This window comes from Microbacterium sp. GQ128 (genome assembly GCF_059758615.1).
Window position 1 is genome coordinate 150,314 of sequence record NZ_JCAXDY010000002.1, and the last position, 25,344, is coordinate 175,657.

Genomic DNA, 25,344 nt, shown 5'->3' on the forward strand with positions numbered 1-25,344 from the left:
TTAATGCGAATCGACACCATGGGGCGTGACGATGAGCGATGGAGCTCGGCTGCTCGTGGGGAGGAGCCGAGCTCTCTTCTAGGGAGGGGCGATGTGGCCGCCGGGCTGGGGCCGGCGGCCCGTGTGCCTCTCGGACTCCCTTGACCACCTCATATTCCCCACCCCGCTGAAGGGCGCCGCGTCACGATATCCCTGTGCGGCGCTCTTTATAGAGCGCACGACACGAAGAAGAAAGGATAAGGATGCGCGTGACCCTGGATATCTCCTGGTTTGATTCGGGTCCGCTCGCAGTGGCGCGTTGGCGCGCATCGAGTGAGGCCCTCGTTACGGAGGTCGTCGACGCAGATGTCGAGCAGACGCTGGCGGCCATGAGCAGCCTCACCCTCTTCGCCGCGCTCGGAGCGGCCGCCGCCTTTGTGCTGGTGACGGCCGGGGTGCTCCGCGATACTCCGGTAGCGCGCTGGGGTTTCGGCGGCGCCTGGATGATCAGCACATGCGGCGCAGCACTCGCGGCCGTCCCGATATCCCTATGGGGTATTCCGATCGCGGCGGCGGTCACGCTTCCCGCCCTATGGATCACCATCCACAAGACCCGTTTCGGACGCGCGCTTCTTCCCATAGGCACACAGGCTGAAATCTCGCATCAAAGACGTCAATAGTCTCCATTCGGCGCCATCGTCGAGCTTTGCCGTGATGATTCACCGCAAAGATGATCCTCTCTATGAAGGCCCGAGCTTTCACCGCCACCCACCCCGAGGCTGGCGAGCACCTGGGGGAGATGGGACCCCGCCGTCTCCCCCAGGTGCACCGAATCATCGGGACAGTTCAGGAAGAAGGCCCATGGAGACCACACTTGCTCTCGCTGATGGTCTCGGCCGCCTCGCGCACGCAGGAACGATCATCGCCCTCGCATCCGCGCTCATCACGGCGGTCGCGATCTGTCGTGGTCTTCCTCGCCACGGCGGCCTCGCTGCGGCTGGATGGCTGATCGGGGCTTTCTTCTTGGTCCGCGCCGCGCTCTCTCCTCGATCACCTATCAACGACGGAATCTGACATCTTCGCCGGAGTGCAAGGCAGTCACCTTTTCATCCGCTGACCGCGGCGGGGACGCGCGTCTGATCCGGGCAGCACCCGAGCCATTCGATAGGGCTCGCGTTCCGCCGACGAAGCCATACGATTCGACTGTGCCCGCCCAGAATCAGCTCGAGCCCGTGGAGTCCGCCACAGCAGTTCCGAGGGGGACGACCATGGCAACCCGGGACTGGGGCCTGTTGGCGGTACAGATCTTTCTCACCGGTCTGATCACGTACAACGCGATCGCCTTCTGGGCGATCACCGCGTCCGGGTACACGGAAGGGCTGCAGGTCGTCGGGTTCGCCGTCGGATCGGCCCTGATCACGATCACGGCTTTCGTGATCGGCCTTCCTCTGCGCATCGTGCGCCCGGCCCGTCGGTGGTGGTTCCGCCACGGGATGTGGTTCGTCGCGCTCCTCGTCCTGGGAGTCGGCGGAATGGTCGTGTCGTACTTCATGGGCGACGCCGGACCCGTTCACTACGCCGACTCCGAGTGGCCTTCCACGGATGGCTACGCGCCGGACGATCGCCTCTTCGTGCCTTCACTCTTCGTTCTGGCGTTGGCCACGATGCATCTGCGTCCACCGCCGCGTCGGGAGCACAAGACGGTGAACGCGTGATCGCGATCGAGACCTAGAGAAGACCCCCCAAGGTCGCTTCGACGTCGTCCAATTCGTATCGGTCACGGAGCTCCGCAAGCAGGACGGCCGGGGTCGTCCTGCGACGCTCGGCGATCACTTTAAGCGCGCGCAACCCGGCTTCCGGGTGGGCAGCAACCGCATTGGCGGCGAACTCAGCCGGGGAAAGCGTCTCGATGCTGGCCGCAAGAAGAGCGCCCGACGTCCGAAAGCCTGCCCGGCCATCGTCGGTGACGATCGCATCAGCCTTCCCGAGGATCGCAGCGTGGGCGACGTGAGCGTCATCTGGGTCCGTCAGCTCATAGTCGTAGACGCGGTCCTTGGCAGCTTCGATCGTGGACCCGGGGAACGCGGCGCTCATACGATCGAACAGATGGATGCGCCTGCGTTCACTCTCTTCGGGGCCGATGCCGCGACTCTCATAGATTCGAGCCAGCACGTAGTCGAGCTCAAAGAGAATCCCGGTGCCCCACGCGGCCGCGTAGGCATTCTCGGCCGCGAGCTGCAACAGGAAGTCGCGCTGCAAGCCGGGGACGAGTGCGCAGGTATCGAGGACGGCCTTGTACACCCGGAGAGTGTGACACACACCTCAGACGCCCATCGGCTAGCGCGTCTTCTTCGCCTCTTGAAGCAGGTCCTTCGCCTCCTCTTGGTCGAGATCGCCGAATTCCTCTGCGCTCTCAGCGATGAACGCCGTTCGTCGAGCATGGATCTTGTCCCGGTAAGCCAAGACGTCCGAGAGAAGGAGCTTTCGCCTCACGGCACCCGGCACGTGCGCCGGCAGTTCTCCGGTCTCGATCAGCTGCACGACAGTCGGTCGGCTGATGCCGAGTATCTCGCCGGCCTGCTGTGTCGTGATCTGCTGGTCGCTGGCGGCGATGCTCACTGACTGTCCTCGGTTCAGAGCCTCAACCGCCTGCTTCAGTACTCCGTACAGCTGCTCGTTGATCTCGACCCGATCGTGTTCGCCGGAGCCGCTGAGGAAGAACTGAGGTCGCACTGCTTCTCCGTGCTGCGGACCATGCGCAGCTTCGTGCTCTTCCATGAAACGCAGGAGCGAAGCGATACTCGCGGCGTGTCCTGGGTCGGGAGAGACAGGGGCGTTCTGTTCTCGCACGGTCATGCTGCTCCTCATTCCGAGTCATCGACAACTGATGATGTGATGGACCGCTATCCTAACTTGAAAACGAAAGTTGCGAAAGTTGCGAAAGTTGCGTGCCTTCCTGTGCGGCTATGCGCCGCGATCTCGACGGCGGCGGGGAGCGTGTCGAACGGCATGCTCCCCGCCGTCTGTGTCGTGCCGCGCGCGCCTACTGCCGCGATCCGATCTCGTCGATCGGACGGGTGCGCATGGCGGCGGTGGTTCCCGCCCACAGCGCCACGAGCGCGAGGGCACCCATCGCACCGATGATGGTCAGCGAGCCGAGCACCGGCAGCACGGGAATCGGCTGACCCGAGATGCCCATGCTCACCCCGATGAGCGGCGGGATCGCCACCACGACGCCGAACACCATGCCGATCACGGCCACCAGCACCGCTTCGATCCGCATCATCGAGCGCACCTGCCCGCGGGACGAGCCGATCAGCTGCATGAGCGCGAACTCCCGCGAGCGCTCCCCCGTCGCCATCACGAGCGTGTTGATCACAGCGATCGCGATGTAGCCGAGGATCACCAGCAGCGCGATGAGGTTCACCCAGCCCTGCTGCGACTGCGCACCCGCACCCGCGGCCTCCTGACCCGACCCGTCGCTCACGACGAAGCCGCGCTCCGCCAGGGTCGCACGGACCTCGTCGACGGATCCCGACTCGACCGTCGCGAGCGCGAACGCATCCAGGCCGGCCGTGGTGTGCGCCCTGACGTCATCAGCAGCCATCGTCAGGTCGCCGAACCCGAGACCGCGCTCGTACACCGCGACGACCGTCGCCTCCCACGGCGAACCGTCGCCGAGGTGACCGGTGACCGTGCCACCGATGTCGAGCCCGAGGCTCTGGGCGGCATCCGTGCTCACGGCCACCGTCGTAGCGCCGTCGAGGTCGGCGAGCGACCCCTCGCGCACGCGCAGGTCGAGGCTCTTCCCGGTTCGCTCCGGATCGATGCCCTGGAGCACGTGCTCCTCGCGCTGGAGTTTCCCCTCGAAGTCGTGGGAATCGATCACTGCCGCGCTGAGCGCGATGCCCGACGCCTCGGTCACGCCCGGGGTCTCGCGGATCGCCTCCACGGCCTCCGGCGAGAGCCCGTTGGGCGCCGTCACCCGCAGGTCGGCGATGACGCCGGCCGTGGCCTGCGTCGCCGCCTCGGCGGCGATGATCGACGGAGCCCCGATCTGCACGAGTCCCAGCCCGATGCCGAGAGCGATAGGCAGGATCGCCGAGGCCAGGCGCCTGCTGTTCGCCGTGGCGTTCGCCGACGCCAGGAACCCCGCGGACGACAGTCGACGCAGCACGCTGCCGATCAGGCGGACACTCAGCGACACGAGCCATGGGCCGAGCACGGCGAGCGCGATGATCAGCAGCATCGCCGCACCGGCCGCGGCGCCCGCCGCGATCTGCCCGCGCACCACGAGCGGCACCGTCGACACCGAGATGCCGGCGGCGGCGAGCACGATGCCCGTGATGATGCGCGGCAGACCGATCGCCGGAGCGCCGGTGGCCGACTCGCGCAGCGCCTCGACCGGGTCGAGCTTCGCGACCCGAGCCGCCGCGATGCGCGCCGCACCCCAGGCGGAGGCGAGCACGAGCAGCACCGCGCCGACCGCGGGAAGCGGGCTGAACGCGAGGGCGAAGTCGCCCGGGATGACGCCACCGGTGACGAACGCCGACTGCAGCACGGTCGACAGCAGGTATCCCGGCGCGATGCCCAGCACCGCGGCGACCGCAGCCACCCACAGCACCTCGCGGGCCACGAGCGAATGCACCTGGGACGGGCTCGCACCGACGGCGCGCAGCAGCGCATAGTCCCGTCGACGCGACTGCACCGACAGCGACAACGTGCCCGCCACGATGAACATCGCCACGAGGATGCACGTGCCGACGAAGGCGCTGCCGATGGCGACGAGCATCGAACGCGCCGCCCCCGAGTCCAGGAACTCCACGTCGCCGCGGGCATCTCCCGTGCGGGCGACCAGGTCGGGGAAGGCCTCGCGGATCGCGGTGGCCGTCTGCTCGGGGTCGTCCCCGGCGATGAAGACGCCCAGAGCCTGAGCGGCGCCGCCGTGCGGGTCGAGCTGGTCGATGCGCTGCTTCGTGAGGAACGCATGCGCAGTCCGCTCGGGCGCCACGGGAGCGGCGACCTCGCCGACCACGCGGTACTCCGACGGCACGCCACCGTGGGCAAGCACGACCGTGTCGCCCACGCCGTGCCCGCTGCCGGCGGAGACGACGACCTCATCGGCAGCCGTGGGCTCGCGCCCCTCGCGCAGCTCGAAGCCGGTCAGCGCCGTGGCCTCCCACGGGTGCGCCTCGACGACGGCGGATGCGGCGGCACCGGCATCCGTACCTGCGCCCTGCAGAGCGAGCGGCACCGTCACGTCGACCACGACGCGGTCCACCCCCGGCAGCCCGGCGATGTCCCGTGCCGCATCGGCGGGCAGCGCCGCGCGCTCCCGCAGGGGGACGGGGAGGTCCTCCGGCACGTCCACCTGCTGCGGCGCACCCACGACGACCTCGACCGCGGCATAGCGCTCCGGCGCGAGGCCGCCGCGCATCCCGGATTCGACGAGCACTCCGAGTCCTGTCACCAGAGCGCTCGCGACGAGCACCGCGACCGCGACGCCGACGAAGCTGCCGCGGTGGTGACGGAGATCCGCCCGGACGAGTCGGCCCAGCGTGAGCGGCCCGGACATCACCACTCCCCCAGTGCGCTCATGCGGTCGTTGATCTGCGCCGGGTCGGCGCCGTCGAGGTAGCCCGCGAAGGCGCCGTCGGCGAGGAAGATCACCCGATCGGCGTGCGAGGCCACCACGGGATCGTGCGTCACGACCACGACGGTCTGGTTCAGCTCACGCGCCGTGTGCGCGAGCAGGTCGAGCACCTGCTTGCCCGAGCGGGAGTCGAGGGCGCCGGTCGGCTCGTCGCCGAACACCACGTGCGGCCGCGTGATGAGGGCGCGTGCGATCGCCACCCGCTGCTGCTGGCCTCCGGAGAGCTCGGTGGGGCGCCGGTGACGGAACTCCGTGAGCCCCACCGCGTCGAGCAGGAAGTCGAGCCAGCGCGCCTCGAGGCTCCGACCGCCGAGGCGCAGGGGGAGCGTGATGTTGTCTTCGACGTTCAGGGCCGGCAGCAGGTTGTACGCCTGGAACACGAAGCCCACGTGGTCGCGTCGGAAAGCCGTGAGCTGACGCGCCTTCAGGCTCGAGATCTCGGTTCCGCCGAGGTGAACGGTGCCGCTGCTCGGCCGGTCGAGTCCGGCTGCACTGTGCAGCAGCGTGCTCTTGCCCGAGCCGGAAGGGCCCATGATCGCGGTGAAGGTGCCCTTCGCGATGGCGACGTTCACGCCGCGAAGGGCGGTGACGCGACTGGCGCCGGAACCGTAGGTCTTGGCGACGGACTGCAGGCGCAGCGCTTCGGAGGTGCCCGCCTCGACGGCGGGGGCAAGTGGTGTGGGGGTCATGATTCGACGCTAGGGACGGCCGATCCGGCATCCCATCCCGCCCGCTGCCGCATCGATGGTGGTGCTGGCTATACCGTGCCGCCGCGACCGCTCCGGCAGACTGTGAGAGTGAAGGACGGACGGATGCGACGCTGGCTGCGCGCGTGGGGATACCTGGCGATCGAGGCCGGTGTCTCGATCGCATCCGTGGTGTTCCTCAGCCTCGGGATCGCGCTTCTTCCGCTCATGATCATCACCGGCGGTGTGCTCCTCATGCCCGAGGCCGTGCGGGGCCTGCACGGGTGGACCGACCTGAGCCGCCGTCGCGTCGGCGCCTACCGCGGCGAGGAGCTGGCGCCGATCGGCCACGTGCTCCCGCCGGCATCCACCATCGACGACCGTCTGCGCTTCGCGTTCTCGCGTGCCACGGGTCGCGACGTGCTGTGGCTGGCGGTGCAGGGGATCCCGGTGCTGTTCCTCACGCTGCTGACGATCTCGCTCCCGGTCGCGGCGGTCAACGCGCTCGCCATCACCTACTACTGGCAGTTCGCGCCCGCCGACGACCCCGTGAGCGCCGTGTATCCGGTCACCTCGTGGGAGCTCGCGGCGACCATGCCGCTCGTGGCTCTGGCGTACGGGATCCTCGCCGTCTTCCTCATCCCGGCCGTCGCTCGCCTGGTGTCCTTCGTCTCCGCCCAGCTGCTCGCGACGCCCGAGAAGTCGCGCCTCGCCGCTCGGGTCGACGCCCTGACCCTCAGCCGTGCCGCCGCTCTCGACGCGCATGCCGCCGAGCTCCGGCGCATCGAGCGCGACCTGCACGACGGCGCGCAGAACCGTCTGGTGAACGTCGTGATGATGCTCGGGATCGCCGAGCGCGCGCAGGAGACCGGGGGCGACGTGCTCGAACCGCTGCGGCGAGCGCAGGATGCCGCGACCGATGCGCTGGCCGGGCTCCGCCGCACCGTGCACGACATCTATCCGCCGATCCTCGACGAGCTCGGGTTGGAAGGCGCTCTCGCCTCACTCGCCGGACGCAGCGTCGTGCCCTGCACGATCGAGGCCGCGGACGTCGGACGTGTGCCGGCGGCCGTCGAGTCCGCCAGCTACTTCGTCGTGGCCGAGGCCCTCACGAACGTCAGCAAGTACAGCGGGGCGACGCGGGCATCCGTCGAGGTCGCGCGCGCGGGCGAGGTGCTGCTCATCACGGTCGAGGACGACGGTGTGGGCGGAGCCGTGGAGCGTCCGGGCGGCGGGATCGCCGGCATCCGTCGTCGCATCGAGGCCTTCGAAGGGACGCTGGAGCTGTCGAGCCCCGCCGGCGGACCCACCACCCTGAGAGCGGAGCTGCCATGCGGATCGTGATCGCCGAAGACGACACCCTCCTTCGCGAGGGCCTGGCGCTGCTGCTGCGCAGCGAGGGCTTCGACGTGGTCGCCGCGGTCGACAACGCCGAAGGCTTCCTGGAGCGACTCGACGAGGCGGATGCCGCGGTGGTCGACGTGCGGATGCCGCCGACCTTCACGAGCGAGGGACTCAAGGCCGCGGCCGAGGCCCGTGCCCGCCGACCCGGCTTCCCCGTGCTGGTGCTGTCGGCCTATGTCGAAGACCGCTACGCGGGTGAACTCCTCGCGGCCGGGGCCGATGGCCTCGGCTATCTGCTCAAGGAGCGGGTGGGCAAGGTGGCATCGTTCATCGACGCCCTCAACCGCGTGGCCGCCGGCGGCACGGTCATGGACCCCGAGGTGATCTCGCAGCTGATGAGCCGCCGTCGCGCCGACGATCCGGTGCAGACGCTCACTCCGCGGGAGCGCGAGGTGCTCGGGCTCATGGCCGAGGGCCTCGACAACGGCACCATCGCCGGGCGGCTCTTCGTCACCGAGACGGCTGTGAGCAAGCACATCGGCAACATCTTCGGCAAGCTCGGGCTCGCCTCCAGCGACAGCGGGCACCGGCGCGTGCTGGCAGTGCTCGCGTATCTGCGCACCTGACCGGCATCCGCTCTGGTGCTCGAGCGTGCGTCGATGCCATGCTGACGGGGATGAAACGCTCCACCAAGATCACCGCTGCCGTCGTCGTCGTGGCCGTCGCCGGGCTGGTCGCTGCCGCCGCCCCCGCTGTGGTCAGCGCCGCGCCCGCGGTGTTCGGCGTCGCCTCCTGGGCGTCGGAGCGTTTCGCCTCCGAGCCCTCCACGGCTCCCACCTCGGGTCCCGCGGACGCCGAGGATCCGGCCCGGGAGAACCTCGTCTCCCTCGGCGACGGCATCAGCGTTCCCGCCGGCGGACCGGGCGACTGCACCACCAACGCGTTCATCAACATCGGGAGCGACGACGGCTACCCGATGCACGGGAAGCTCCTGGGCGAGCTGGTCGACATGGGCGAGTCGGAGCTGGCGCGCGGACCCGTGACCCTGGATGCCGACGGCGAGATCTTCTCGTACGAAGTGCAGGCCGGCGACAGCCTCATCGCGATCGGTGAGCGCTTCTGCGTCGACTACGTCACGGTCGGCATGTACAACCACGTGCGTGGAGGTGAGACGATCGCGCCCGGGGACGTGCTCTACCTGCGCCCGGATCCGACGCTGCCGTTCGTCGACATCTACTCGCCCTACAACGCCGAGCCAGGGTCTTCGACCATCCCGTACTACGACGGTGTGGCGGCGTTCTCGACCGCCGTCGCCACCGCAGACCTGGGTGCCGCGCGGTTGCTGTGGCAGCGTCTGGAGAAGGACATGCCCCCGGAGACGGCGGCCGTGATCACGCAGGCGCTGAGCGACGACGATCTCGCTCTGCTCCGCCGCATGTTCCCGTAGCAGCGCCCCCGTTCGCCGCGGGCCGTTCGCCGAGACCCCGCCCTGGCGTCGAGACCCCGCCCTGCCGTCGTGCGCAGGGCGGGGTCTCGACGCGTACCCGGGGTCTCGGCATCCGCCTCCGAAAAAAGTTTGGTATTCGGTGTTGCTAAGTACCGGTACTCAGTGTTACTTTGTACCGGTACCCAGCAACACTGAGTACCAACCGAAACGCAAGGAGGACCTGATGGGCAAGCAGATGACCGAGATGCTCAAGGGCACTCTGGAGGGCATCGTCCTGGCCCTCCTGGCCGAGCAGCCGGCATACGGATACGAGATCACCACACGTATCCGAGACCACGGCTTCACCGACATCGCCGAGGGCACGATCTACGCACTCCTCGTGCGCATCGAGCAGAAGAACCTCGTCGACGTCGCGAAGGTTCCGAGCGAGAAGGGTCCGCCCCGCAAGGTGTACACCCTCAACGCACAGGGCCGGCAGGAGCTCGAGGAGTTCTGGAAGACCTGGGATTTCCTCAAGACGCACATCGAACAGCTGAAAAAGCGCAACACCGAGAACAAGGAGAACTGACCATGGCCGCGAAGTGGATCGAAGCGATCACCGGATCGCTCGAAGAGAAGAAGCTCTACAAGCAGGCGCAGGCCCGCATCAACGCCCTGCCCGAGCCGTACCGCGAGGTCGCGAAGGCACAGCAGCGCTACAACATGTACTACGGCGGCATCACCGACGGCGACACCATCGTGAAGATGTTCCTCGACATCGCCGACATGTGGGAGCGCGCAGCGCTCGACGGCACCCCGGTCTCCGCGATCGTCGGCGACGACCCCGTGGAGTTCGCCGAGAACTACGCCGCCGCATACGGCGGACGCCAGTGGATCGACAAGGAGCGCGCACGCCTCATCAAGGCGTTCGACGACGCGAAGAAGAAGGAGAACGAGTCATGACGAACCCCGCCATCTCGGTGCGCGGCATCGAGAAGTCCTACAAGGATCTGCATGTGCTGCGCGGCGTCGACTTCGAGGTCGAGAAGGGCAGCATCTTCGCCCTCCTCGGCTCGAACGGCGCCGGCAAGACCACCATGGTGCGCATCCTCTCCACCCTGCTGAAGTCGGACGCCGGCACGGCGACCGTGCAGGGCGTGGATGTCGCCTCCGACCCGGTCGGTGTCCGTGAGCGCATCAGCCTCACCGGGCAGTTCGCCGCGGTCGACGAGATTCTCACCGGTCGCGAGAACCTCGTGCTGGTCGCGAAGCTGCGGCACCTGCCAGACGCCGGGCAGGTCGCCGACGACCTGCTGGCGAAGTTCCGCCTGACGGATGCCGGTGCCCGCAAGGTCGGCACCTACTCCGGCGGCATGCGTCGCCGGCTCGACATCGCGATGAGCCTGGTCGGACACCCCGAGGTCATCTACCTCGACGAGCCGACCACGGGCCTCGACCCCGAAGCCCGCATCGAGGTGTGGGACGTGGTCAAGGAACTCGCGAACACCGGAACCACCGTGCTGCTCACCACGCAGTACCTCGACGAGGCGGAGCAGCTGGCCGACCGCATCGCGATCCTGCACGAAGGCCGCATCATCGCCAACGACACGCTCGCAGGTCTCAAGCGCCTGCTTCCGGCCGCCAAGGTCGAGTACGTCGAGAAGCAGCCCACCCTCGAGGAGATCTTCCTCACCCTCATCGGCCCCAAGGCCACCGGAAAGGAGAACGCAGCATGAGCACGCACTTCGCCGCCGATACGGCGACACTCACCGGCCGCTCCATGCGGCACATCTTCCGCAGTCCCGACACGATCATCACCACGGCGGTCACCCCGATCGCGCTGATGCTCCTGTTCGTGTACGTCTTCGGCGGTGCACTCCAGCAGAGCACCGGCACCGACAACTACGTGAACTACCTGCTCCCCGGCATCCTGCTCATCGCGATCGCATCCGGCATCGCCTACACGGCGTTCCGGCTGTTCACCGACATGCAGAGCGGCATCTTCGAGCGGTTCCACTCCATGCCGATCGCCCGATCGAGCGTGCTGTGGGCCCACGTGCTCACGTCTCTGACGGCGAACGCCATCACCCTGGCGATCATCTTCGGCGTCGGATTCCTCATGGGCTTCCGCACGGGGGCGAGCTTCTGGGCCTGGCTCGGAGTGATCGGCATCCTGATGCTGTTCACCCTGGCTCTCACCTGGCTGGCGATCATCGCGGGCCTGAACGCCAAGACGGTCGACGGCGCGAGCGCCTTCTCGTACCCGCTGATCTTCCTGCCGTTCATCAGCTCGGCGTTCGTTCCGACCGACACCATGCCGGCGCCGGTGCAGTGGTTCGCCGACAACCAGCCCGTTACCTCGATCGTCAACACCATCCAGGCGCTGTTCGCCGAACAGCCCGTCGGCAACGACATCTGGGTCGCCCTCGCCTGGTGCGTCGGCATCCTCGTGGTCGCCTACGTGTTCGCGATCATCTCCTACCGGAAGAAGGTCAGCTGATCTTCACCCAGCGAGACGGGACGCTCCGACCGGGTCACTCGACCCGGCCGGGGCGTTTCGCCGCGCTCGGCGAGGTTCGGCGAGGGTTTCGCGCCACGTGTCGGGCGGAGAACTCCATGACGGGAGGAGACTCTCACGGAGATAGGCCTCCCGTCGCGGAGAACTCCGCCCGGGCAGACAGATCACGCGGGATCGAGGGCGTCACCTGATGCGAGCCGCGCGTTACGAAGGAGATCTCACGCTTTGAAGGAGCTGTCTGCGGAAAGGCTCCTTCGAAGCGCGAGATCTCCTTCGCATCATGCGGGGCGACGCGGGTCGCACCCGCGTCGAGGACGCGGTGTCAGGCCTGGGGCAGCGCCGCGACGACGTCGATCTCGACGAGGATGTTCGCCAGCTGCGAGCCCACGGTGGTGCGCACGGGGTACGGCGCGGTGAAGAACTCCTCGTAGGCCTCGTTGAACTCGGCGAAGTCGGCGAGGTCCTGCAGGTGCACGGTCGACTTCACGATGTCGTCCGTGGTCAGCCCGTGCACGGCGAGCACCTTCTGGATGTTCCGGAGCACCTGGCGGGTCTGATCGCCGACGCTCTCGGGGACGGCGTGGTCGTTCGCCGCGTCCTGCGGGCCGAAACCCGCGGTGTACAGGAATCCGTTGGCGACCACTCCGTGGCTGTAGGGTCCGGCGGGCGTGGGCGCCCCGTCTGCGTAGAATCCGGTCTTCGGCATCTTTCTTTCCTTTCGTTGACGACTCAGGTCTGTGGTGAACGGCGCAGGCCCCGACCCGGCAGGGCATCGGTGCGCTCACCGTCGGCGAGAACGCGGATGCCGGCGACGAACACATCGTCGATACCGGCTCCGCGTCCGCGCGGGCTCTCGTAGGTGGCGGTGTCGGCGACCGTCGCCGGGTCCACGATCACGAGGTCGGCCACCGCGCCCGCTTCGACGGTGCCGCGGCGTCCGAGCCCGAACCGTCGGGCAGGCAGAGCCGACAGGTGGTGCACGGCATCCGCCCAGGTCCACGTCGCCCGCTCGCGCACGTACTCGCGGAGGAACAGCGAGAACGACCCGGCAGCACGCGGATGCGGATGGGCGCCGATGAAGATGCCGTCGGAGCCGCCCATGTGCGCGGGGTGGTGGAAGATGCGGGCGAGCTCGACGCCCGAGCGAGGGCTGCGTACGGCCATGACGGCGCTGCACTCCAGACGGGATGCGGCAAGCGCGTCGAGTGCGAAGTCGATCGGGGCGACACCCGCGCGCGCGGCAGCCTCGCGCAGCGTGAGCCCGTGCGCCCAGGCCAGGTCAGGGGCGGCGAGGTGGGCGAGCGTGATCATGTCGGCCCACTCCGGGCCGAGACTCGCACTCGTCTCCGCCCGCAGGGTGCACAGTGCACGCAGCTCGGCGCGGCGCGACGGATCCGCGATCACGGCGACCGCCTCCGCCACGGGCAGCGCCGACACCTCGGGCGGGAGCAGCGGCATGCCCAGCAGCGTGCACCCGCGGGTATAGGGGTACGCGTCGAACGTCGCATCCACCCCGGCGGCATCCAGCGCGTCGAGCTGATCGAGCACGATGTCGGCGTCGGCGTGGAAGTGCGAGATGTGCACGGGCAGCGGCGATCCCGCCTGCTCGGCGGCCAGCCGGGCGATCTCGGCGATCTCCCCCGTGCCGGCAGCGGTGTTCGCCTCGTACCCTCCGCGCATGTGCGTCACGTACACGCCTCCGGCCCGAGCGACCGGCGCGCAGAGGGCGGCGATCTCCGCAGCGTCCTGGAAGATGCCGGGCGTGTAGTCGAGCCCGGTCGACAGGCCGAGGGCACCGTCGTGCATCCCCTGCGCGACCAGCTCCTGCATGCGGCGGCGCTCCTCGTCGGATGCCGAGCCGCTCGTGCGCCCGCACACCTCGAAGCGCACGGTGCCCGCCGGCACGAGATAGCCCGCGTTCACCGGCGAAGTTCCGTCGACGGATGCCAGGTACGCATCCACGCCCCCGCCCCGGTAGGTGGGGTGCGTCCCGTTGATCGCGGCGAAGTACTCGGAGGCGTACGAACCGTCGCCCGGCGCATACGACACACCGTCCTGTCCGGCGATCACGGTCGTCACGCCCTGGCGCAGCAGCGACAGTGTGACATCCGGGTCGCTGAGCAGGCCGTCGGCGTGGGAGTGCGCGTCGATGAAGCCGGGAAGCACCAGGCGCTCGGAGACGTCGACCACCGCGTCACCGGGGCGGGCGTCGACATGCCCGACCTCGGTGACGAGCTCCCCCTCGATCGCGACGTCGGCGCGCACGAGGCCCGTCGCGTCGACGACGGAGCCGCCGCGGAGCACTACCCGGTTCACAGCTGCTCTCCTCAGAAGTAGGTGCGGACGAGGCCCGTGACCACATCCGAGTCGGCGGATTCGACGACCGGCAGCACGCGCCACTTGTCGAAGGCGGTGCAGGGGTGTGACAGCCCGAGACGCACGACCGAGCCGATCGCGAGCGCCCGCTCCGACCGCACGTACGAGTGCTGATCGTTCATCGCCGAGACCTCGCCGTGCAGCGGCTGCCAGGGGCCGGCGACACCGGCGGACGAGGAGCGCGGGATCGGCAGTCCCTCGTCGAAGGGCACATCCCTCTTGCCGGCATCGACGAGAGCAAGGCCCGGCTCGGGCGCCGACACGACGCGGGCGATGCCGTGCATCGCGTTGACGAATCGCGGGGAGCCCTCCGGTTGCGCGGCACCCTCGTCGAACGGCGAGATGCCGCGGTAGAACCCGTCGTCGTGCACGATGTAGGCGCCGGAGCGGAGCGTGAAGTGCGTGCGGTCATCTCGCGGGGCCGCACCCCAGACGTCGGCGACGACGTCGAAGTACGCGCTGCCACCGGCGGTCACGTACAGCTCGCCGTCGTCGTAGAGGGGCGCGATCGCTGCGTGCAGTTCGAGCTGCGATTCCAGGTACGCGCGGACGGCGGCGAGCGCCGCGGCGGAGCGATCGTGCGCGAGGCTCCCCTCGTATCCGGCCACCCCGGCGAGGCGCAGCACGGAGGATGCGGCGATGCGCTCAGCCACACGCACCGCCTCCTCGATCGACCGGGCCCCCGTACGACCACCCGCGCCGCCGAGCTCGACGCAGACGTCGACCGGACGCGGCGTGCCGGTGGAGAGCAGAGCCGCTTCCATCGCCTCGACCGTCGCGATCGAGTCGGCCCAGCTCACGAACCGGAAGTCCGGATCAGCCAGCTCCTGCGCCAGCCACGCCAGCGCAGGCCGATCGACGGCGGCGTTCGCGAGCATCACCGAGTCGTCGCCCAGGTCGCGGGCGGTGCGGACCTGCCCCATGGTCGCGAACGTGATCCCGAGCGCACCGGCATCCGTCTGCCGCTTCCACAGCACGGGCGCCATAGTGGTCTTGCCGTGGGGCATGAGGGCGAGACCCCGCTCCGCGCACCACTGTGCCATCGTGGCGACGTTCACCGTCATCGCGGCGTCGTCGAGCACGATCAGCGGGGTCCAGAACTCATCGAGTCGTGGTCCCGTGGCGAGGAATTCCTCCACGGTCAGACCTGCCGCGCGCAGCGGCAGGCCCTTGTCGCGAACCGTGAGGAGTTCCGCATCCCCCATCGTCATCGCGAGGCACCCGTCTCGACCGGAGCGGTCGAGCGCACTTCGTGCAGACGTCCCGCACCTTCGACGTCGGGCTGGATCGACGCGACCAGCGTGGCGATCACACCGACCACCGCGATCACCGCGGCGTAGACGACGACCGGCCAGAAGGCGCCTCCCGCAGCCGCGACCAGTGCCGTGCAGATGAGCGGGGCGAGGCCACCGCCGAAGGTGTTGGAGAACTGGTACCCGATGTTGACACCGGTGGTGCGCGCCTCCGGGTCGAACATCTCGACCAGCATCGTCGAGAGCGTCGCCTGCATCGCCACGCCGAACACGACGAAGCCGAGGATCTGTCCGAGCCAGATCAGCCACATGTTCCCGGTGTCGAACAGCATGAACGCCGGGTAGACCATGGCCGCGAAGCCGAGGCAGCCGATGATGTACACGGTGCGTCGGCCGATGCGGTCGGAGATCGCACCCCACAGCGGCGCGACGACGATCTGCAGCAGACCCACGAGCATGGTGCCGGCGAAGCCGAACCACACGGGGATGTCCTTGTCCGCCAACATGTAGGCGAGACCGTAGGTCAGCACCACATATCCGGCGATCGACTGCGGCAGCCCGATCAGGATGCCCATGATCGCGTTCTTCGGGTGCCGGAACGCCTCGACGAGCGGGTTGGGCTTCTTGCCGGTGGTGGCGAGGAGCAGCGTCTGGGTCTCGGTGAAGGCGTCGGACTCCTCGAGCTGCCGACGCAGCAGCACCGCGGCGATCGCGAGCACGATCGAGAAGACGAACGGGATGCGCCAGCCCCACTGCAGGAACCACGATTCGGGAGCGAGGCCGAGCCCTGCCATCAGGCCGCCCGACACCACGTTGGCGATGCCCGCACCGCTGATGAGGAAGGCGCCGTAGAGTCCCCGCTTGCCGGTCGGTGCGGCTTCGACGACCATGGTGGCCGCGCCGCCCATCTCGCCGCCGACGAAGAACCCCTGGAAGAGCCGGCACAGCACGAGCAGCAGTGGTGCGGCGATGCCGATCACCTGGTCGGAGGGGATGAGGCCGATGCCGGTCGTCGCGAGGCCCATGCCGATGACCGTGCTCATCAGCACGACCTTGCGGCCCTTGCGGTCACCGACGATCCCCCAGATGATCCCTCCGACCGGGCGGAGGAAGAACCCGACGGCGAACGTCGCGAACGAGTTGAGCTCGGCGATCAGCGGATCGTTCGAGGAGAAGAACACCGCGGGGAAGACGACAGCTGCCGCGAGGCCGTACAGGTAGTAGTCGTAGTACTCGATGAGCGTTCCGATCGCCCCGCCGGCGATCGTCTTGCGCTGCTTCGGGGTCAGGCCAGATGAGGCGACAGTGGCCATCCGGGGCTCCTTCTTCGGGGGGATGCGCGACCGCATCCGTTGCAGTCGGCCTCGACGGATCGTCTGGGGCGTGGATAAACTAACAGCGAAATAGACAATCTGTCTATCTCTCGTATTTTTCGTACGCCTGTATCGTTGCTCCGGATTGGAGTCACAGAATGCCGACATCGACGACAGCAGAGAACGCGGTCGCGGCCCTCGCCGACGACCTCACGCGAGAGACGTACGAGAGTGCCGAGGAGGTGCTCCGCCTCTATCGACCGGTGCTGCGCGCCCTCGCCACGGCCGCAGGGCCCACCGTCGAGGTCGTGCTCCACAACCTCGACGGCACCGACGTCGACCTCGGCCACACGATCATGGCCATCGAGAACGGGCACGTCACCGGGCGAGCAGTCGGCGGCCCCTCGACCTCGCTCGGCCTGGACGTGCTGAAGGACCGGCGGGGGAACCACGACGCCTTCGGCTACACCGGCTACACGAGCGACGGACGGGAGCTCCGCTGCTCCTCGGTCTACTTCCACAACCGCGCGGGTGACATCATCGCGTCGCTGTGTGTGAACGTCGACCTCAGCCCGCTGCTGCTCGCCCGCCAGACGCTCGACGCCCTGCTGCCATCGCCCGTTCCTGCGGATGCTCCGAAAGAGCACTTCGGCGCCGACCTCGTGTCGGTGATGGACTCGATGATCACCGAGGCCATCCGCGAGATCGGCCGCCCGCTCGAGAGCATGAGCCGTGACGACAAGATCACGGTGCTGGAGCGGCTGGATCAGCGCGGCGCCACGCAGATGCGCAAGTCCGTGGAAGCGATCGCGAAGCGGCTCGGCATCTCGCGCGTGACCGCGTACTCCTACCTCGACGAGGCCAGAACACGATGACGCACACCGGGACGACGGGAACAGGGATGACGATGGACAACTCCGGATTCGACGAGCTCTTCGGCGGCACGCGCCTGATGGCGATCCTCCGCGGCATGGGAGCGGAGCGGAGCCTCGCCGTGTCGACCACCGCGTGGGACCTCGGGATCGATGTCGTCGAACTCCCCATCCAGACCGCCGACGATGTCGAGGCGCTGCGCGTGGTCGCCGCCGCCGGACGCGAGCGCGGCAAGGTCGTCGGCGCGGGCACCGTGGTGTCGGCCGAGCATGTCGCCCAGGCGGTCTCCGCCGGCGCATCCTTCACGGTCAGCCCCGGTCTCGACCTCGACGTCGTGCGTGCTTCGCAGGAGGCGGGGCTGCTGAGCCTTCCCGGCGTCGCCACGGCGAGCGAGGTGCAGTCCGCCCTCGCCGCAGGCCTCACGTGGCTCAAGGCCTTCCCCGCCTCGGTGCTGGGTCCGCAGTGGCTCACCGCGATGAACGGCCCCTTCCCGCAGGCGCGCTTCGTGACGACGGGTGGCATGAACGCGGCCAATGCGGGTGAGTACCTCGACGCGGGGGCGCACGTCGTCGCCGTCGGCTCGGCGCTCGAAGACCCCGCCCAGCTGCCGCAGTTGGCCGCGATCCTCGGTGCGGCGCCACGCCCATGACCGATCTCGATGCGCGGCTCGCCTATGTCGATGCGCGCCTGGCATATGAGATCGACGCGGTAGCCGCGCACGATGCCGTGGCTGCGGGAGAGGTCGTGCTGGTCGACACGCGACGGCTGGAGTCCTGGCAGCACGGTCACATCGCCGGTGCCGTGCATCTGCCCAAGGCCGAGATCGCGTCGGGGATCGCGACACTCCCGCGCGGTCGCACGCTCGTCGTCTACGGGTGGGGACCGGGATGCAACGGTGCCACGGCGACCGCGCGCGTGCTGCTCGCCGCCGGCCTCGATGTGCGGGAGCTGCTCGGCGGATACGAGTACTGGGTCCGCAACGGGTTCGAGGTCGAGGGGATGGCCTCCCGACAGAAACCCGACCCCCTGGTGACAGCCGAGGCCTGACGGCGTCCCGGCCCCTCCCCCTCCCGTTCCGGTCGCAGTTTCTGTCGCCAAAAGGCCGCCGGCGCGGCAGAAAGTGCGACCGGAACGGGACTGCGGGAGCGGGGGGAGCGCCGGAGGGGACAGGGCGGGTGGGGGTGGACAGGCGCATCGCCGTCACCGCAGCCCGAACGGGCCCAGCACCACGCGGCGACGACTCCGCACCCACACCACACCCTCGGCACGCTTCTCGGCGCGGGTGGCGAAGCGGTAGCGATAGGAAACGGCCCGCACCCACCGCGGCCGCTCCCCGTCGAAGGGATCGACCCGGATCAGCGCGAGCGTCGGAGCATCCGCCTCCAACAGCCGCACCAGGAACGCGGTGAACCAGTCGTCGAACGAGTGCCCGAGCGGCAGGAACCACATCAGCCAGTCGAGCCGCAGATGATAGGGCGCGAATTGCCGCGGCATCCGCCGCACGTCACCGGGCTTGCCTCGGAACTCGTACTCGCGCCACTCCACCCCTTCCTCATCGGCTGAGCCCTCGACCACGATCTCGATGCGCTCCTTGGTGACTGTGCCGAAGGCCCCGTAGGCGTTGGCGAGCTGCCACCGGTTGAAGCTCGCGTTCATCAACTGCCGCCGCGCGAACAGGTTCCGCAGCGCCGGCACACTCACCACGACGTAGAGCAGCCCCACGGCCGAGGTGATCATGACCCAGTACAGGGGCATGCCGGAGAGGATCCAGGGCGCGTCGGTGAGTGGCGTGACGTCCGCCGACCCCACCCCCGGCAGCCCGATCGCCGAGACAGCGATGACCATCGTCGCCCAGTTCAGCCACGCGAAGTTGCCCGTCAGCACGAGCCACAACTGTGTCAGGATCACGACGGATGCCGCCACCGCGCCGACGATCTGCGGCACCGGACCATCCACCCACAGCGACAGCAGCGGCGCGAACAGGAAGAACGGCACCACGAGCTGCGCGAAGTGATTGCCCACCACCTCGCCGCGGTGGAACCAGCGCGGCAGCAGATGCGCCTGCCGGCTGAGCGGACCCGGCATCGGCTGCGTCTCGTGGTGGTACATGAGGGCCGTCAGGTCGCGCCACTCGCGTCCGCCGCGGATCTTGATCATCCCGGCGCCGAACTCCAGCCGGAACACCAGCCACCAGAACAGCACGATCACGACCGTGGGCGGCGGCTGTTCGTGCGACCCGAGGAAAGCTGCGAGGAACCCGGCCTCGAGCAGCAGCATCTCCCAGCCGAAGGAGTAGAACGTCTGCCCGATGCTGACGATCGACATGTAGCCGAGCCACAGCGCCAGGAAGCACAGCATCGGCACCCACGGCGGCCCCCACTGCGGGAGCCCGGCGACGAGCGAGGCCGCGACCGCGATGCCCACCACGCACAGGATCACCAGACGGCGGTCGGTGTAGCGGATGCGCGAGAAGAGTGTCGGATGCAGCATCCGCCGTCGCTCCGCCTTCTGGCCGACCCACTCGAGGAGGGCCGGCGCCGGGAGCAGCCCGTGTTCACCGAGGAGCGGACGGAACTGGTTCAGGCTCGACACGAACGCGACGAGGTACAGCGCCGCGATGCCCCGCTGCAGCACCTCGCGCGCGAACCCGAAGTCGACCGCCGCGAACCCGTCCACGGGCACAGGCTACGCCGCAGGCATCCGCGCGGAAGGGGGCTTGCGCACAGAACCCCCGCACGCAACGAACCCGCACGCAATGAAGGAGATCTCGCGCTATGAAGGAGCGCCTGCGCGAACAGGTCCTTCGAAGCGCGAGATCTCCTTCGTGTCGCGTGCCGGCTCAGAGCGGATGCTGCGAGCCAGAGCGGCAGCGACTCAGGTCAGCTGCTGGCGACCCACTCGAACTGGTCGCCGTACTGCTTCAGCCACTCGTCGACGGCGTCCGCTTCCTTGCCCTCGCCGTACTCGTTGACCACGAGGTCTTCGAGCGCACCGTACTGCTCGTCGTCGAGCTTGATCTGCTCGATCAGCTCAGCGGCCTCGGGGAACTCCTCGGCGAAGCCCTTGGTGCCCAGGAAGTGCAGGCCCTCGGCCTTGCCCATGGCGCCCTTGGGGTCTTTGAGGTCCTTCACCGGGAAGGCGTCGTTGGCCCAGAACGGACGCCACAGCGTGACGACGATGTCCTCCTGCTTGTCGGTCGCGGTCTTCAGCTCGGTGAGCATGGCCGCGGTCGACGAGGTGACGAGCTCGTACTCGCTGTCGAGTCCGTACTCGGGCATCATCTTCTGGGTCTGGGCGGTGAGTCCCGCGCCCGGCTCGATCCCGTAGATCTTGCCGTCGAAGTCGGCCGCCTTGCCCTTGAGGTCCTCGATCGAGGTGAGCTCGGAGTACTCCGGCACCGCGAGGGTGAGCTTGGCGTTCTCGTAGTACTTGCCGAGGTCGTCGATGTCGTCGCCGTACTTGTCCATGTACTCGGCGTGCGTGAGCTCGGGCCAGGCCGACGGGTACATGTCGACGTCGCCCTGCGCGAGACCGGTGTACAGCGGGCCGGCCTCGGTGAGCGTCTTCATCTCGACCGTGTAGCCGATCTTCTCGAGCTGGTCCTGCAGCAGGTACGCGGTGCTCAGACCGTCGGTCCACGAGGGCAGGAAGCCCAGGGTGATCGTGCCCTTGTCGTCGGCGTTGCTGTCGCCGCCGCCCGTGCCACCGGCCCCGTCGCTGCTGCAGCCCGCGAGGGTGAGCGCTGCGGCGGCGCCGAGGGCGGTGATGGCGAGGATCTTCTTCTTCATGTGATTTTCTCTCTCAGTTCCGTATGGGTGTTGTTTCGTAGGGGGTGAAAAGTCAGTGCACGAGTGCCGGGTCCGTTGCGGTCTTCGCCGCGGGAGCCTCGGAGGCGGGGGCGGATGCTGCTCCGCCACCACCGCCGTGCGGCTTGCGGCGGCGCTCGATCATGCCGAGCAGCGACGAGCGGTTCTCGCCGGGGGCGCCCAGGGCGGCGGTGACCCGGTCGAGGAAGACCGCGATCAGCACGACACCGAGACCGGCCTCGACACCCTTGGGGATGTTGATCGTCGAGATCGCCTCGACCACCATCTTCCCGAGGCCGTCCGCACCCGCCATTCCGGCGATGACCGCCATCGACAGGGCGAGCATGATGACCTGGTTGACGCCGGCCATGATGGTCGGCATCGCGAGGGGGAGCTGGATGCCGCGCAGGATCTGCCCCGGCTTGGCGCCGAACGCGTGTCCGGCCTCGACGGTCTCGGAGTCGACGCCGCGGATGCCGAGCTCGGTCAGTCGCACACCCGGAGGCAGCGCGAAGATCACGGTGGCGACGAGGCCGGGGACCACGCCGATGCCGAAGAACACGATCGCGGGGATCAGGTAGACGAACGCCGGCATGGTCTGCATGAAGTCGAGCACGGGCTTGAGCACAGCCCGCACCGTGGCGTTGCGCGCCGACCAGATGCCGAGCGGCACGGCGATCAGCACCGCGATCACGGCGGCGACGAGCACGAGCGCGAGGGTCTGCATCGCGGGCACCCAGAGGTTCATCCCGACGATCAGTCCGAACGACACGATGGTCCCTACGGCGAGCTGCCAGGAGCGCACCACCCAGGCGATGAGCGCAGCGATCACGATGACGACCGCGAAGCTGGGGGCGAGCAGGATGCTCGTGAGTCCGTCGACGAGGAAGCTCATCACGAACGAGATGACGTCGAGCAGACCGTCGAGGTTGTCCTTGATCCAGTCGACGCCGGATTCGATCCAGGTCCCCACGGGGATGCGGAAGCCGTCCATCAGCGCACCTCCTCCGTCTCGACCTGGGTCCCTGAGCTTGTCGAAGGGACCGGGTCGGCGGTCCACCCGTCATCGAGCACCGCATCGATCTCGGCCTGCGGCATGGGCATCATCGGCAGGGTGATCTCCTCGGTCGCACCGGGGCCGGGGCCGAGCGCGGCGAGCAGCGTCACACGCGGGATGACGCCGGCCAGACGCCCCTCGGCATCCGTCACGGCGAGCGGCAGCGGAGACTCCACGGCGGGCACGAACAGGTTCATCAGCACCTCGTCCTCGCGCACGCTCTGCAGAACGGGCTTGATGATCGAGTCGAGGGTGGTCGCGCCGTTGCGCACGAGCTTGACCGCATCGCGATCGGTGACGACCCCCACGAGCTGGCGGTCACGGCCGACGACGTAGGTCGCCGACATGTAGGCATCGCGCATCTGTCGGAGGGCCGTGCGGGGGCCGGCGGTGTGCGGTACGACGGGGCGCGGGCGCTCCATCACGTTCGCGGCGGTGAGCACGCGGGCGCGGTCGACGTCCTGCACGAACTGCTCGACGTAGTCGTTGGCCGGGTCCATCAGGATGTCCTCGGGCGTGCCGATCTGCACGATGCGGCCGTCGCGCATCACGGCGATCCGGTCGCCGAGGAACATAGCCTCGTTCAGGTCGTGCGTGATGAACACGATCGTCTTCTGGAGCTTCTGCTGCAGCTCGAGCAGCTGCTCCTGCATCTCGCGGCGGATGAGCGGGTCGAGGGCGCTGAACGCCTCGTCCATCAGCAGGATGTCGCTGTCGGCGGCGAGCGCACGGGCGATGCCGACGCGCTGCTGCATTCCGCCGGAGAGCTCGGAGGGGAGCTTCTCGCCCTGGCCTTCGAGTCCGACGAGCGAGAGGATCTCCTCGGCCTTGGCCAGGCGCTCGGCCTTCGGTGTGCCCTTGAGCTCGAGCGGGTACGCGACGTTCGCGGCGACCGTGCGGTGCGGCAGCAGTGCGAAGTGCTGGAAGACCATCGAGATGCGGTCGCGACGGATCTCGCGGAGCCTCGAGGCGGGGATCCCGGTGATGGGGTCGCCGTTCACCGTGACGGTTCCGTCGGTGACGTCGTGCAGCCCGTTGAGCATGCGGATGATGGTGGACTTGCCCGATCCGGACAGGCCCATGATGACGAAGATCTCACCGCGGTTCACGGTGAAGCTGGCGTCGATGACCGCCGCGGTGCCTGCGTCGGCGACGGCCGTGCGGCTCTCACCGGCTTTCAGGCGGCGGACGGCGGTGCTCGGATTCTTACCGAAAACCTTGTACAGATTGCGCGCTTCGAGAGCGATTTCGGACACGTTTCCCCCGCGGCTCGCCTTCGGGTGGCTGAGCCTGCTTCGGTTACGCCCGGGTGAGCTCTCGGGGCCGTTCGACATGATCGCTGTGGCGGCACAGACGGCGGATTTCGGATCCGCCGCGATAGAGCATCGACCGTACGCCCACGCCTCTTCGCAGCACAGCTCATCGAAAGAAGGACGTGACCGCGGACTGGTCTTCGGACCGTCAGGCCCGCAGACCAACGTAACGAAATGGCCGATCAGGGGCAAATCCTGGGGGCCGTGGGGGGTGTGGGTTTCGGCGGCTGACCGGGGGATTGCACGAGTGTTCAACGATCCCTGAGTCGGCGGCGCCTTGGTCAGAGGTCGGGCGTTTCGGCGCTCCGGATGCTGCGCGTCACGGTGAACTTCGGAGTGCGTTCCCGCTGTTCCGTCCGGCCGATCAGACGGGCGAGTTCGGCACGGTATCCGAGCGAGGAGTTGTACACGGTGAAGAGCTCTCCGCCGGGTCGGAGCACCCGCGCGGCGGCCTCGAAGAGACGGGTCGCGGCACCCGTGTGCACGCTCGTGCCGAGGTGGAACGGCGGGTTCAGCAGCACGACATCGATGCTCGCGTCGGGGATCTCGGAGGCCGCGTCGTCGTGCATCACCGTGACGCCGTCGGCGACCCCGTTCGCGGCGGCAGTCGCCCGCGCGGATGCGGCCGCCGCAGCCGACCGGTCGGAGGCGATGACCTGCGCCTCCGGGTGGGCGAGGGCGTACGAGACGGCGAGCGCACCGGTGCCGCAGCCGAGGTCGAGCACCCGACTCGCCCGGTCGCCGTTCACACCTCCGGAAGAACCATCGTTCTCCGGTCCTTTCGAGCCGTTTTCGTCCCGATCGGGCTGGTTCTTGAGGAGTTGTGAACCGTCGAGACCGAGCACCTCCAGCAGCACCCGGGTGCCGATGTCGAGGCGAGAGCCGGCGAAAGCCCCACCGTGCGCGATCAGAGTCAGTCCGTCGTGCTGTGCGGACACCGGGAACGGTGGATCGGCGGGCACTGTGCGCGGGCCGGATGCCACGATCAGCCGCGACTTCCGCTCCGCACGCTGGGGCTGCACGTGCGCGAAGCTGCGCCCGAGCACCTCGTTCTGCGCCAGGGTCATGTGCTTCACGCGGCCGCCGGCGACGAGCACCACGTCGGATGCGGCCCAGCGGGCCACGGCATCCGCGATCTCCTCGAGCTCCGCGAGCGACTTCGGCATCTGCAGCAGCACGAGCCGTGCGCCGGAGAGCAGTTCGGCGTCGAGCTCGTGCGCGGTGAAGGGGGTGCGGAAACCCAGACCATCCGGCCCACCGTCGGCGTGCCGCCCCTCGACGCGCCGTTCCGCATCGTCCTCGTCTCCGTTTCGGCCTGCGGCGCCGCGGAAGCCCGCGAGCCCGAGCTCCTCGGCGTTGCGCTGCAGGGCACGGCGACCGGTCGCGAGATCCTGATGCACGCGGATGCCGTGACGCCCGGCATCCGTCAGAGCGAGCGTGATCGCCCCGAAGTCGTCGCCGATCACGGCAGTCTCTGAGCCGGGGATGTCGAGGGAGAGCGCCCGCTCGACGAGCAGCAGATCCGTGGCGTCGTACGCCTGGAGGTTGTCCGCCTCGACGTCGGGCCAGCGGCGCAGGCGGCTGTAGGGGAACTCCGGCACCAGCCCACTGTACGCGCCGGTCGCCCGCTCCCGCCGTCCGCCCGCCGTCCACCGTCCACCCGCACCCGCCGCCATCCGCCGTCCACCCGCCGTCCACCGCCCGCCGTCCGCCGTCCACCCGCCGTCCGCCGACACAACTTCGGAGA

General features: G+C 68.6%; 26 protein-coding genes. 13 read left to right on the forward strand and 13 right to left on the reverse strand.

Going from position 1 to position 25,344, the window contains the following annotated elements; genetic code table 11:
- Nucleotides 1-242: 242 nt before the first annotated feature.
- The 3 genes from AC6CHX_RS06725 to AC6CHX_RS06735 all read left to right on the forward strand — a co-directional run bounded on the left by AC6CHX_RS06725 (nt 243) and on the right by AC6CHX_RS06735 (nt 1,694).
- Nucleotides 243-659: a hypothetical protein gene (locus AC6CHX_RS06725; RefSeq protein WP_498272167.1), complete on the forward strand. Its 417-nt coding sequence runs from the start codon at nt 243-245 to the stop codon at nt 657-659.
- Between the two features lie 181 nt (nt 660-840).
- Nucleotides 841-1,053: a hypothetical protein gene (locus AC6CHX_RS06730; RefSeq protein WP_498272168.1), complete on the forward strand. Its 213-nt coding sequence runs from the start codon at nt 841-843 to the stop codon at nt 1,051-1,053.
- 194 nt (nt 1,054-1,247) lie between these two features.
- Nucleotides 1,248-1,694: a hypothetical protein gene (locus tag AC6CHX_RS06735; RefSeq protein WP_498272169.1), complete on the forward strand. Its 447-nt coding sequence runs from the start codon at nt 1,248-1,250 to the stop codon at nt 1,692-1,694.
- Between the two features lie 13 nt (nt 1,695-1,707).
- Here AC6CHX_RS06735 and AC6CHX_RS06740 read toward each other — a convergent pair whose 3' ends face one another.
- The 4 genes from AC6CHX_RS06740 to AC6CHX_RS06755 form a co-directional block, all read right to left on the reverse strand.
- Entirely contained in the window at nt 1,708-2,280 is a 573-nt protein-coding gene (locus AC6CHX_RS06740; RefSeq protein WP_498272170.1) for a PIN domain-containing protein, read from the reverse strand.
- A 36-nt stretch (nt 2,281-2,316) separates the two neighbouring features.
- Entirely contained in the window at nt 2,317-2,598 is a 282-nt protein-coding gene (locus AC6CHX_RS06745) for a helix-turn-helix domain-containing protein (protein WP_498272171.1), read from the reverse strand.
- A 424-nt stretch (nt 2,599-3,022) separates the two neighbouring features.
- Nucleotides 3,023-5,554, reverse strand: coding sequence for an FtsX-like permease family protein (locus AC6CHX_RS06750; protein WP_498272172.1), 2,532 nt, complete (start codon nt 5,552-5,554; stop codon nt 3,023-3,025).
- Nucleotides 5,554-6,321, reverse strand: coding sequence for an ABC transporter ATP-binding protein (locus AC6CHX_RS06755; protein WP_498272173.1), 768 nt, complete (start codon nt 6,319-6,321; stop codon nt 5,554-5,556). Before AC6CHX_RS06755 ends, AC6CHX_RS06750 begins: the two co-directional genes overlap by 1 nt.
- 108 nt (nt 6,322-6,429) lie before the next feature.
- Between AC6CHX_RS06755 and AC6CHX_RS06760 the strand changes: the two genes are divergently transcribed.
- The 7 genes from AC6CHX_RS06760 (at nt 6,430) to AC6CHX_RS06790 (ending at nt 11,588) form a co-directional block, all read left to right on the forward strand.
- Nucleotides 6,430-7,662, forward strand: coding sequence for a sensor histidine kinase (locus AC6CHX_RS06760; protein ID WP_498272174.1), 1,233 nt, complete (start codon nt 6,430-6,432; stop codon nt 7,660-7,662).
- Nucleotides 7,650-8,288, forward strand: a complete 639-nt coding sequence (locus AC6CHX_RS06765) for a response regulator (RefSeq protein ID WP_029263193.1) — start codon at nt 7,650-7,652, stop codon at nt 8,286-8,288. The genes AC6CHX_RS06760 and AC6CHX_RS06765 overlap by 13 nt, the downstream gene beginning before the upstream one ends.
- Before the next feature lie 50 nt (nt 8,289-8,338).
- The gene (locus AC6CHX_RS06770; protein WP_498272175.1) at nt 8,339-9,109 is read left to right on the forward strand and encodes a LysM peptidoglycan-binding domain-containing protein; all 771 of its coding nucleotides are present in this window, start codon (nt 8,339-8,341) and stop codon (nt 9,107-9,109) included.
- Between the two features lie 223 nt (nt 9,110-9,332).
- Nucleotides 9,333-9,677: a PadR family transcriptional regulator gene (locus AC6CHX_RS06775; protein WP_498272176.1), complete on the forward strand. Its 345-nt coding sequence runs from the start codon at nt 9,333-9,335 to the stop codon at nt 9,675-9,677.
- Between the two features lie 2 nt (nt 9,678-9,679).
- Complete coding sequence (locus tag AC6CHX_RS06780) at nt 9,680-10,051, forward strand: DUF1048 domain-containing protein (RefSeq protein ID WP_136041752.1); 372 nt, start codon at nt 9,680-9,682, stop codon at nt 10,049-10,051.
- On the forward strand, nt 10,048-10,824 hold the full coding sequence (locus AC6CHX_RS06785; RefSeq protein WP_498272177.1) for an ABC transporter ATP-binding protein: 777 nt from the start codon (nt 10,048-10,050) through the stop codon (nt 10,822-10,824). The genes AC6CHX_RS06780 and AC6CHX_RS06785 overlap by 4 nt, the downstream gene beginning before the upstream one ends.
- Nucleotides 10,821-11,588 (forward strand): ABC transporter permease, encoded by a 768-nt coding sequence (locus AC6CHX_RS06790; protein WP_105722791.1) that lies wholly within the window; start codon nt 10,821-10,823, stop codon nt 11,586-11,588. The genes AC6CHX_RS06785 and AC6CHX_RS06790 overlap by 4 nt, the downstream gene beginning before the upstream one ends.
- A 340-nt stretch (nt 11,589-11,928) precedes the next feature.
- Here AC6CHX_RS06790 and AC6CHX_RS06795 read toward each other — a convergent pair whose 3' ends face one another.
- The 4 genes from AC6CHX_RS06795 to AC6CHX_RS06810 are packed head-to-tail and all read right to left on the reverse strand — an operon-like array spanning nt 11,929 to nt 16,548.
- Nucleotides 11,929-12,312 (reverse strand): RidA family protein, encoded by a 384-nt coding sequence (locus AC6CHX_RS06795; RefSeq protein WP_498272178.1) that lies wholly within the window; start codon nt 12,310-12,312, stop codon nt 11,929-11,931.
- Between the two features lie 23 nt (nt 12,313-12,335).
- Nucleotides 12,336-13,922 (reverse strand): N-acyl-D-amino-acid deacylase family protein, encoded by a 1,587-nt coding sequence (locus tag AC6CHX_RS06800; RefSeq protein WP_498272179.1) that lies wholly within the window; start codon nt 13,920-13,922, stop codon nt 12,336-12,338.
- 11 nt (nt 13,923-13,933) lie between these two features.
- A complete protein-coding gene (locus tag AC6CHX_RS06805) occupies nt 13,934-15,193 on the reverse strand; it encodes an alanine racemase (RefSeq protein ID WP_498272180.1) in 1,260 nt (419 codons plus the stop codon).
- Complete coding sequence (locus tag AC6CHX_RS06810) at nt 15,190-16,548, reverse strand: MFS transporter (RefSeq protein ID WP_498272181.1); 1,359 nt, start codon at nt 16,546-16,548, stop codon at nt 15,190-15,192. The genes AC6CHX_RS06805 and AC6CHX_RS06810 overlap by 4 nt, the downstream gene beginning before the upstream one ends.
- A gap of 158 nt (nt 16,549-16,706) precedes the next feature.
- Between AC6CHX_RS06810 and AC6CHX_RS06815 the strand changes: the two genes are divergently transcribed.
- Genes AC6CHX_RS06815 through AC6CHX_RS06825 form a run of 3 tightly spaced genes read left to right on the forward strand, consistent with a single transcriptional unit; the run spans nt 16,707 to nt 18,468 of the window.
- Entirely contained in the window at nt 16,707-17,423 is a 717-nt protein-coding gene (locus AC6CHX_RS06815; protein WP_498272182.1) for a helix-turn-helix transcriptional regulator, read from the forward strand.
- On the forward strand, nt 17,420-18,070 hold the full coding sequence (locus AC6CHX_RS06820) for a bifunctional 4-hydroxy-2-oxoglutarate aldolase/2-dehydro-3-deoxy-phosphogluconate aldolase (protein ID WP_498272183.1): 651 nt from the start codon (nt 17,420-17,422) through the stop codon (nt 18,068-18,070). The genes AC6CHX_RS06815 and AC6CHX_RS06820 overlap by 4 nt, the downstream gene beginning before the upstream one ends.
- A complete protein-coding gene (locus tag AC6CHX_RS06825; RefSeq protein WP_498272184.1) occupies nt 18,067-18,468 on the forward strand; it encodes a rhodanese-like domain-containing protein in 402 nt (133 codons plus the stop codon). The genes AC6CHX_RS06820 and AC6CHX_RS06825 overlap by 4 nt, the downstream gene beginning before the upstream one ends.
- A gap of 153 nt (nt 18,469-18,621) precedes the next feature.
- Here the strand turns inward: AC6CHX_RS06825 and AC6CHX_RS06830 are convergent, their stop codons facing one another.
- The 5 genes from AC6CHX_RS06830 to AC6CHX_RS06850 form a co-directional block, all read right to left on the reverse strand.
- Nucleotides 18,622-20,097, reverse strand: a complete 1,476-nt coding sequence (locus AC6CHX_RS06830; protein WP_498272185.1) for a lipase maturation factor family protein — start codon at nt 20,095-20,097, stop codon at nt 18,622-18,624.
- A 203-nt stretch (nt 20,098-20,300) separates the two neighbouring features.
- Nucleotides 20,301-21,209 (reverse strand): glycine betaine ABC transporter substrate-binding protein, encoded by a 909-nt coding sequence (locus tag AC6CHX_RS06835; protein ID WP_498272186.1) that lies wholly within the window; start codon nt 21,207-21,209, stop codon nt 20,301-20,303.
- A gap of 52 nt (nt 21,210-21,261) precedes the next feature.
- Nucleotides 21,262-22,221, reverse strand: a complete 960-nt coding sequence (locus AC6CHX_RS06840; protein ID WP_498272187.1) for an ABC transporter permease — start codon at nt 22,219-22,221, stop codon at nt 21,262-21,264.
- On the reverse strand, nt 22,221-23,540 hold the full coding sequence (locus AC6CHX_RS06845) for a quaternary amine ABC transporter ATP-binding protein (protein WP_498272188.1): 1,320 nt from the start codon (nt 23,538-23,540) through the stop codon (nt 22,221-22,223). Before AC6CHX_RS06845 ends, AC6CHX_RS06840 begins: the two co-directional genes overlap by 1 nt.
- 338 nt (nt 23,541-23,878) lie before the next feature.
- Nucleotides 23,879-25,198 (reverse strand): class I SAM-dependent methyltransferase, encoded by a 1,320-nt coding sequence (locus AC6CHX_RS06850; protein ID WP_498272189.1) that lies wholly within the window; start codon nt 25,196-25,198, stop codon nt 23,879-23,881.
- Nucleotides 25,199-25,344 lie beyond the last annotated feature (146 nt).